The organism is Synechococcus sp. 1G10 (assembly GCF_002252625.1).
GTDB lineage: Bacteria > Cyanobacteriota > Cyanobacteriia > PCC-6307 > Cyanobiaceae > Regnicoccus_A.
This window is the reverse complement of record NZ_NQKW01000043.1, coordinates 1-6,352: the sequence shown is the minus strand read 5'-3', so window position 1 is coordinate 6,352 and position 6,352 is coordinate 1. Positions and strand designations below refer to the sequence as shown.

12 protein-coding genes and 2 pseudogenes are annotated in these 6,352 nt (G+C 61.0%); 4 read left to right on the top strand and 10 right to left on the bottom strand.

Annotation, left to right across the window (positions count from 1 at the left end; genetic code table 11):
* Positions 1–203 precede the first annotated feature (203 nt).
* The 6 genes from CJZ82_RS17170 to CJZ82_RS17155 all read right to left on the bottom strand — a co-directional run bounded on the left by CJZ82_RS17170 (position 204) and on the right by CJZ82_RS17155 (position 3,106).
* Positions 204–578, bottom strand: a complete 375-nt coding sequence (locus tag CJZ82_RS17170) for a hypothetical protein (protein ID WP_094556949.1) — start codon at positions 576–578, stop codon at positions 204–206.
* Positions 579–847: 269 nt separating this feature from the next.
* The gene (locus tag CJZ82_RS17165) at positions 848–1,177 is read right to left on the bottom strand and encodes a type II toxin-antitoxin system YhaV family toxin (protein ID WP_233130359.1); all 330 of its coding nucleotides are present in this window, start codon (positions 1,175–1,177) and stop codon (positions 848–850) included.
* Complete coding sequence (locus CJZ82_RS19240; protein WP_233130358.1) at positions 1,159–1,302, bottom strand: hypothetical protein; 144 nt, start codon at positions 1,300–1,302, stop codon at positions 1,159–1,161. The genes CJZ82_RS17165 and CJZ82_RS19240 overlap by 19 nt, the downstream gene beginning before the upstream one ends.
* Complete coding sequence (locus CJZ82_RS17160) at positions 1,299–1,643, bottom strand: hypothetical protein (protein WP_094556953.1); 345 nt, start codon at positions 1,641–1,643, stop codon at positions 1,299–1,301. The genes CJZ82_RS19240 and CJZ82_RS17160 overlap by 4 nt, the downstream gene beginning before the upstream one ends.
* Before the next feature lie 47 nt (positions 1,644–1,690).
* On the bottom strand, positions 1,691–1,837 hold the full coding sequence (locus CJZ82_RS18540; protein ID WP_158218632.1) for a hypothetical protein: 147 nt from the start codon (positions 1,835–1,837) through the stop codon (positions 1,691–1,693).
* Positions 1,838–2,641: 804 nt separating this feature from the next.
* Entirely contained in the window at positions 2,642–3,106 is a 465-nt protein-coding gene (locus CJZ82_RS17155) for a bacterioferritin (protein ID WP_094556952.1), read from the bottom strand.
* 338 nt (positions 3,107–3,444) lie between these two features.
* Here CJZ82_RS17155 and CJZ82_RS17150 point away from each other — a divergent pair, with 338 nt between their 5' ends.
* The 3 genes and pseudogenes from CJZ82_RS17150 to CJZ82_RS17145 all read left to right on the top strand — a co-directional run bounded on the left by CJZ82_RS17150 (position 3,445) and on the right by CJZ82_RS17145 (position 4,460).
* Positions 3,445–3,732 (top strand): nucleotidyltransferase family protein, encoded by a 288-nt coding sequence (locus CJZ82_RS17150; RefSeq protein ID WP_094556948.1) that lies wholly within the window; start codon positions 3,445–3,447, stop codon positions 3,730–3,732.
* Between the two features lie 23 nt (positions 3,733–3,755).
* Entirely contained in the window at positions 3,756–3,992 is a 237-nt protein-coding gene (locus CJZ82_RS19235; protein WP_233130357.1) for an excalibur calcium-binding domain-containing protein, read from the top strand.
* A gap of 98 nt (positions 3,993–4,090) precedes the next feature.
* Positions 4,091–4,460: pseudogene (locus CJZ82_RS17145) on the top strand (AbrB family transcriptional regulator).
* A 32-nt stretch (positions 4,461–4,492) separates the two neighbouring features.
* On the opposite strand, the gene CJZ82_RS17140 reads toward CJZ82_RS17145, so the two are convergent.
* The 3 genes from CJZ82_RS17140 to CJZ82_RS19420 are packed head-to-tail and all read right to left on the bottom strand — an operon-like array spanning position 4,493 to position 5,289.
* Positions 4,493–4,873 (bottom strand): type II toxin-antitoxin system PemK/MazF family toxin, encoded by a 381-nt coding sequence (locus CJZ82_RS17140; protein WP_198949831.1) that lies wholly within the window; start codon positions 4,871–4,873, stop codon positions 4,493–4,495.
* 8 nt (positions 4,874–4,881) lie between these two features.
* Entirely contained in the window at positions 4,882–5,112 is a 231-nt protein-coding gene (locus CJZ82_RS17135) for a hypothetical protein (RefSeq protein WP_094556947.1), read from the bottom strand.
* Between the two features lie 51 nt (positions 5,113–5,163).
* The gene (locus CJZ82_RS19420) at positions 5,164–5,289 is read right to left on the bottom strand and encodes a hypothetical protein (protein WP_255381095.1); all 126 of its coding nucleotides are present in this window, start codon (positions 5,287–5,289) and stop codon (positions 5,164–5,166) included.
* A gap of 414 nt (positions 5,290–5,703) precedes the next feature.
* Here CJZ82_RS19420 and CJZ82_RS17130 point away from each other — a divergent pair, with 414 nt between their 5' ends.
* Positions 5,704–6,033, top strand: coding sequence for a thermonuclease family protein (locus CJZ82_RS17130; protein WP_233130356.1), 330 nt, complete (start codon positions 5,704–5,706; stop codon positions 6,031–6,033).
* A 24-nt stretch (positions 6,034–6,057) separates the two neighbouring features.
* Here the strand turns inward: CJZ82_RS17130 and CJZ82_RS17125 are convergent.
* A pseudogene (locus CJZ82_RS17125) lies at positions 6,058–6,352 on the bottom strand (TetR/AcrR family transcriptional regulator); the annotation flags it as partial.

Below are 6,352 nucleotides of genomic sequence, written 5' to 3'. Positions count from 1 at the left end.
GCCTCCCAGGGAACCGTGGCCTCCATCTCATCCAAGAAGCGCTGACGACGCGTCCTCTTTTTGGCAAAGATCTGCTCGTAGTCCGTAAAGCCCAGCTAGAGAGGGGCCGCCATCCGTTCCAGTCTCAATCTTAGATCTGGACTGATTTTAGCGGGTTTTCAGATGATCCCTAGATCCTCCCTAACTCATTGCTTTCGAGCGGGTCACCTTTCGACGCTTCTAGTGCTGCCCTTGTATACAGCAGGGTACGCATACCCGGACACCCCAAGGTCCTTGTCATAGGTGTAGATCTCCAGGTAATACCCGTCTTTGTCACGCCAGAAAAATGAGCAATTGTCATCGTCGCCGCAATGGCTAAGCTCTGGGAATGAAATGCAGGAAGAACGATAGGGCTCGTCAAATCTGTTGCAAGAACTCCCGGGCTCTGCAACCTTCACCCATCCATTGGCAATGATCTTCTTTCTTTCCACAGGGTAAGGGCTGCCATTCTCCAGCTGGGGTGCCTCCTGGGGGGAGGCACCATCCGCCGTGCCAACACAGAGGATTAAAATGATATGCGTCTGGATAATGCGCTTCATGTCGTGGCAGCACGATTGCGTTAACCGTACACATGCCAGGACCGGCTTGATGGCCGACAAGCACCATGGCGCTGCTCAACTGGCAGAAGGGACAGAGGCGTGCTTTGGCGTAGGGCTGCAACGCCAGCCGCGGCAGAGGGGCCGTCGGCAGTTCACTCTGTCTCGGTCTCTTCCTGCGGATCGGGGCGTTGAGCGAAGCAAGCGTGGTGGCAGGGGCCAGCGACTGGAGGCCGGTGGAGGAGGACTGGTGCATGTCCTCACTTGCAAGCTCAGCCAGCGTCGAGCTCGCGCTGAATGCTCTCCCAGTCCTGGGGAAGATCGCCTCGACTCACCATCTGAGAGAAAACGGCATAGCAGTCGTTGCGGTCTCCCTCCTTGCGGGGGAAGCCCAGCCAGAGAATCAGCAGCAGGCGCTGGCCGTCTGCCTCAAAAGGCCGGAAGAACAGGCGGCAGCGATCAGGCAGGCCCAGGCCCTTGAGACGCCCGTAGCGCCACAGCAGTCCACTGAGTGCAAAGCGGCTGGCATAGGGATCAGCAGCGATTCGCTCCTTGATTCCCTCCATCACCGCCGCCAGCAGCTTCACCTGGGGATGCTGCACAAAGGCCTGGTGATCGAGTGCTGCTTGAGGCGCCTGGCCTCAGCCTTGAGCTCGGCGTACTGGCGTGCAAACAGGCGCGGCTGGAAGGCAATCTGCCAGCCATGACGCACCAGCGCTGGGCTCATTCCGCAGCTGCATCCACCACATCGACCACGACCCCAACGAGCAGTTCGTCGTCGTCGGCGGCCATCGCCTCGGTGTAGAGCAGCGGGCCGCTATCTGCCGTGAGGGCCTGACGGCTGAGGAAGTCAAGGAAGAGCCCCAGCATCAGGCTTTCTTCTTCCGCATCGGCCTCCAACGGCTGAACGGGCTCAAGGCGGAGCAGCAGGGTGTTGTCACTGAGCACCTCCACCTGGCCTGCGGCGCCAGCGAACTGAGGATGATCGCGGTAGAAGGCGACAGGCAACCGCAGGCCAGAGGAGTTACCGATCTGGGCCGGCGTGACGCGGTAGGGGGTGGCAGCCATGGCGGGCAGCCCGCCCCAGGCGGACTTACGTTGCATTAGTCCAAACCCTAGGGCTGATCACCTGCCGTGTCCATCGGCTGCTGCAGGTAAGCGCGGTGCTCGGCCAGGCAGCGGGAGTGGTTGAGGTACTGATGCGCCAGGCCCTGGTGAGGCAAGTCAAAGCGCTGAGCGATCCGCTCAACCGGGGCGATCACGAGGAGCACTCCAGAGCCGTCTGAGACCCGGTATCGCCGAGAAAGCAGTGGCAGCGCTTACTTCCCTGTCGGTTAGAGCCACCACAATTTTTTGCTTGCCTGGGTTTCACGAGGACGTGCAGGAACGCCAAAAAAATCTGAAGCCCTGATCCCAGCTTGGATCACAGGAAGTCGTGGGACGCAAGGAGACCTGCCGGGAAGTCCCGTTTTGACCGAGAAACGGAGAGGGTGTCCCTGTATTGCGGACGGAATCGACTGCTATGGAACGGCTTTGGACGATGTGTAGTTCTGCTTACACCGTCATTTATACCGCCATTCACCATCTGTGATGGCTGAGCGGAGTTGGTTGCCCCACGTCCTTAATGTTCCGGGCTTGGGTGCAGGCGCTCGCCAGTGCCGAGCAGGTGCGGAACGAGCGCATCGACACGGAGCAGACCACCAGGCACCAGAGCCACGGCCTGTACAGGATCCATGGCACCCCCAGGGCGTGTTGCTGGTGGAGTCCCTCGACGTTCCCTGGGGCTGAGCAGACACCGCAGGGCTGCCGCCGCCGCCCTCCGCTCTGGGGCCGTTGGTGGGGTGGCGGGCAGGACGGCCAAACGGCTCCGGCAATGAATCAGAGGCCTCGACCAGGGCGGCACCAACCAGTGCCCTACAACCGGCCCTAGCCCTTGGCTTCTGCGCAGCAGTAGGGCGCCCGACTCGGGGCGCCTTTCTACGTAGTGCGTAGAAAGGAGTATAAATCAATCCCGATGAATATCTTCTCGGGCAGCCTCATCAGAAAAGGAAGAACTGGGGGTGCGATCAGCCGTGGAATGACTCGAGATCGCCCGGTCGGCGCAACATTTTGTCCACCTCGTCTAGATGCAGCTCCTCCAGCACGATCATCTCCCTTGCATACTCCTCCATCAGAACAGAATGTGATTCGGCAATGGAGAGCAGCTCGTAATAGGCATTGAGTGTTGATTTCTCGTGCTCCATGCTTTCTCTCAGGATGTCGCCAATGTCGTGCTTCTGGGTCTCCAACAGTGAACCGATCTGAAGTGAGGGATGCCCTCCCAGCAGCGTCACCATCTCGCCGGCCTTATGGGCATGAACCAGCCCCTCCTCGGCATTGCTCTTGAGCCAGGCCACGATCGGGATGCGGTTGTAGCCGTACACCATCAGCGCGTAATGGGTGTATTTAACTACTCCTGCCAGCTCTAGCTCCAGGATGCGGTTAAGCGCTTTGATCATCGCCTCCTTCACCGTAACTTCGATCGTCTGCATGGTTGGTCCCTTCCCCTGGCTCTGATTCCATGATTCGATCATTTTACGTGGCACCAAGGGCCGTCCCAGTGTGCTCTTCACAGCGCGCAAACTCGCCACATCCATGCAGCATTAATGAATCAGAGGCCTCGACCAGGGCGGCGCGAGCACTAGCCCTGAAGCCGGCCCTAGCCCTTGGCTTCTGCGTAGGCGCAGCCTTCTCGAAGAGAAGCAGTAGGGAGCCAGACACGGGCCGCCCTTTTCATTGGAACTGAGTTCGGCCCTTACAAGGCCACGAGGAGGCAAGCCGAGCTGAGCCGCTTCTCTTAGGCTGGCTCTGGTTTAGCTTCTGGTCTGCCATGCGCCTCGACGACCTGCTGGCTCAGGCTCCAAGGATCAGGGAGATCGCGACTGCGCACGGCGCCAGCAATGTGGCGGCGTTTGGCTCGGTGGCCCGTGATCAGGCTGGAGCCGACAGTGACCTGGATCTCCTGGTGGATCTGCCCCCCCGCACGGGTCTGCTGGAGCGCATCGCCCTGAAGCTGGCTCTGGAAGACACGTTGCACTGCCGCGTGGATCTGATTCGCCGACGCAATCTCAAGCCAGCCGCTCTGGGTTCTGCCGAGCGGGACGCCATTCCCCTTTGATCGAGCCAAGGGACCGTGATGCCTTGGGCGACATCCTGACAGCGATCCGACAGGTTCCTGGCGGCATCACCCGCCCCTGGGACTTCCGCCGCAGACGAACGGCGGGGCGATCAGCGAGCGCAACTGGTTCGATTCCTGGTGGCCGGAAGTATCGTTGCAAGGAGATTGGCTCCTATCAGCAAGCTCAGGCACTGTTGCTTCAGGGACACACCTATTTGGACTCAAATGGTGATGGCGAGGCATGCGAGAGCCTGCGCTGAACGACCACGACATAAAGCCTTACTGTCGATGACCACAATTGGGGGCTGCTACTCAACGAACCAGCCTGTATGCTTGGGTTACAACAACAACACGACCCATGCCCCTCACTTGTGCTGATCTGCTGAGCAAGGTGAAAGAACTTGGTGATGTGAGCAAGTTCTGAGCTCGTCAAGGCTTCTGGCTATGTCAGCACCAAGAAAGACGGCAGTGAGCGCCTCAACTTCACCGCCTTTTACGAGGCGCTGCTGGAGGCCAAAGGCGTCAGCTTGGGCTCAGCCACGGCCGCGGTGGGCAAGGGCGGCCGCAAGCTGAGCTACGTGGCCACGGTTTAGGGCAACGGCAATCTGCTGATCGGAAAGGCCTACACCGCTTTTCCGGATCTGCAGCCCGGCGATGAGTTCGAGATCAAGCTGGGTCGCAAGCAGATCCGCTTGATTCCTACTGGTGCGGCCGACGAGGAGGAGTGATCTGCTGAAACTGGCGATGGCCGCCTCATCCTTCAGGTGAGTCCTCCGATGGCCAGCACCACCAGCTGGCGCAGTTGCTGCAGCTCGGCGGGGGTGACGCAGGAGTCAGTGGCTGTTGTGAAGCGTGTCTTGGCCACACAGGTGAGATTCTGAGGGAGCAGATAGCTCACCTTCTTGCAGCCGTTGGTCTCGCTGGGTTGCAGCACCACAGTCAGGTCAGGAATGGCCAGTTCGGGGTCGCTCGTCATCGGCACCACCAAGACTGTGGGATAAGCAAGGTCAAACAGTTCGCAATCCTGCACGACCACAGCCGGTCTGAGCTTGTTGGGCTCCGGGGGGTGAGGGTCTTGATCGGGGTCATCTGGATCTTTGCGCCAGTCGACCGTGACGATTTGCCCTGCCTTCAGCTCCACGCTTGCGCTCAGCGGTCGAGGAGTTCAGGTGTGGCCCAGTCGCCGATGAAAGAGTTGGCGTCCGGATCAGCCGCGATGTGCTCGGCCACGGTTTTGCTCTGGGCCCGAATCCGTGCCCGCAGAGCCTCCATGGCGCTCACCGAACTGCTCACCTGCATGACGATTTTCCCCCCACGTTGCCGGCGGCGGACGGAGAAGGGAGCTTCGAGGTTTTGGCTGGCTTGATCGGCTGGGGTCATGACGGCAGCGGCTTACGCCAACCTCATGGGCTGAGGCTTCAACGTTAGACGTCATTCCGGTCTCGGCCCGATGCTGACGGCACCACCTGGTTGGGCCAGCAGCTTGCCGGCGGCGATCTCCATCGACTCCCGGTAGTCCTCGACCAGGGACTGGTGGACATCGCTCAGGTTGTCCATGGGTCAAGGGGACTGCTTCAAAGCCCGGTGACGAGGCCACCGGGCTCTGAAGCAGTTTGGTTGTGGGGGCGGAGCTGCTGACGCTGGCACCTGGGGCCAGTTGACAAGTGGGACCTCCCGTTTGGTCCTGCGCACCTGAGGCTGGGCCGTGAACGGTGCAGTGGACGGCGACGATGTCACACGCCGGGGAAGTCAGTGATCCGTCGAGATTGTTGGAGCAGGGACCGGACCGTCAGCGCACTCCTGACGCCTGACCCGGAGGAGTGTCATCCATCGAAGGGCCTCCGAAACCGATGCATCAACGATCGGATGGCCTGCTGGCCAGGGCAATAGGGGTTTATGCCTCAGCGGGTCGGAGCGAAGCGTTCCACGGCCCAGCCGCAGGGCTGAATCCCGCTGGCGCTGTCAAGCTCAGTGGCACAGGGATCGTTTCGTCAGCAGCGGATCACCGTGCGTCTGGCCTGCATTGATGCTCCCGAGATGACCCAGGCCCCCCAGGCCCCCCATGGCGCCCAGGCCCGCAGCTACCTGCAGGGCCGCCTGCGGCTGGGCTCCAGCGTGACCCTCAGGCCCCAGACGGTGGACCGCTATGGCCGCACCGTGGCCGAAGTGATCAGTGGCGTGAACATCAACCTGGCGCTGGTGGAAGACGGTATGGCCTATCCGCTCCGCGGGCATACGGCTACGCCTATCGCATGTATCTGGTCCAGTGCGATGCAAAGGAGTAGCTCGATACCGAGCTGAGGGCTTAGTGCACATCGCCAATGATCACCCGGCCTCGGCGGTCGCCTGGGTTTCTGCCACCAGCAGCGTTTCTGCCGCCAGTCGTGCATCGTTCGCCGCCTGGAAATTTCGCTGCAGGAAGGCCAGCACCAGCACGCCCTCCATCAGAAGTTGCAGCTGTCGGGCCAGCGCTTGCGGATCAGCGGCGGGAAGCTCCCGGCACAGCCCTTCAAGCAGGGTGCTGCAGCTCTTCTTGAAGGCCACCGCCGCCTGTCGGGGCAAGTCCTGGGGATCGGGGTACTCGCTGGCCGCTTTGATGAACAGGCAGCCGTGGAACTCG

Bases quoted from the DNA above. Each gene is read 5' to 3' on its own strand.
- CJZ82_RS19240 (WP_233130358.1), bottom strand. From the start codon at position 1,302: ATGAGCCCAGCGCTGGTGCGTCATGGCTGGCAGATTGCCTTCCAGCCG.
- CJZ82_RS17150 (WP_094556948.1), top strand. From the start codon at position 3,445: ATGCGCCTCGACGACCTGCTGGCTCAGGCTCCAAGGATCAGGGAGATC.
- CJZ82_RS17135 (WP_094556947.1), bottom strand. From the start codon at position 5,112: ATGACCCCAGCCGATCAAGCCAGCCAAAACCTCGAAGCTCCCTTCTCC.
- CJZ82_RS17160 (WP_094556953.1), bottom strand. From the start codon at position 1,643: ATGGCTGCCACCCCCTACCGCGTCACGCCGGCCCAGATCGGTAACTCC.
- CJZ82_RS19420 (WP_255381095.1), bottom strand. From the start codon at position 5,289: ATGGACAACCTGAGCGATGTCCACCAGTCCCTGGTCGAGGACTACCGG.
- CJZ82_RS17170 (WP_094556949.1), bottom strand. From the start codon at position 578: ATGAAGCGCATTATCCAGACGCATATCATTTTAATCCTCTGTGTTGGC.
- CJZ82_RS17155 (WP_094556952.1), bottom strand. From the start codon at position 3,106: ATGCAGACGATCGAAGTTACGGTGAAGGAGGCGATGATCAAAGCGCTT.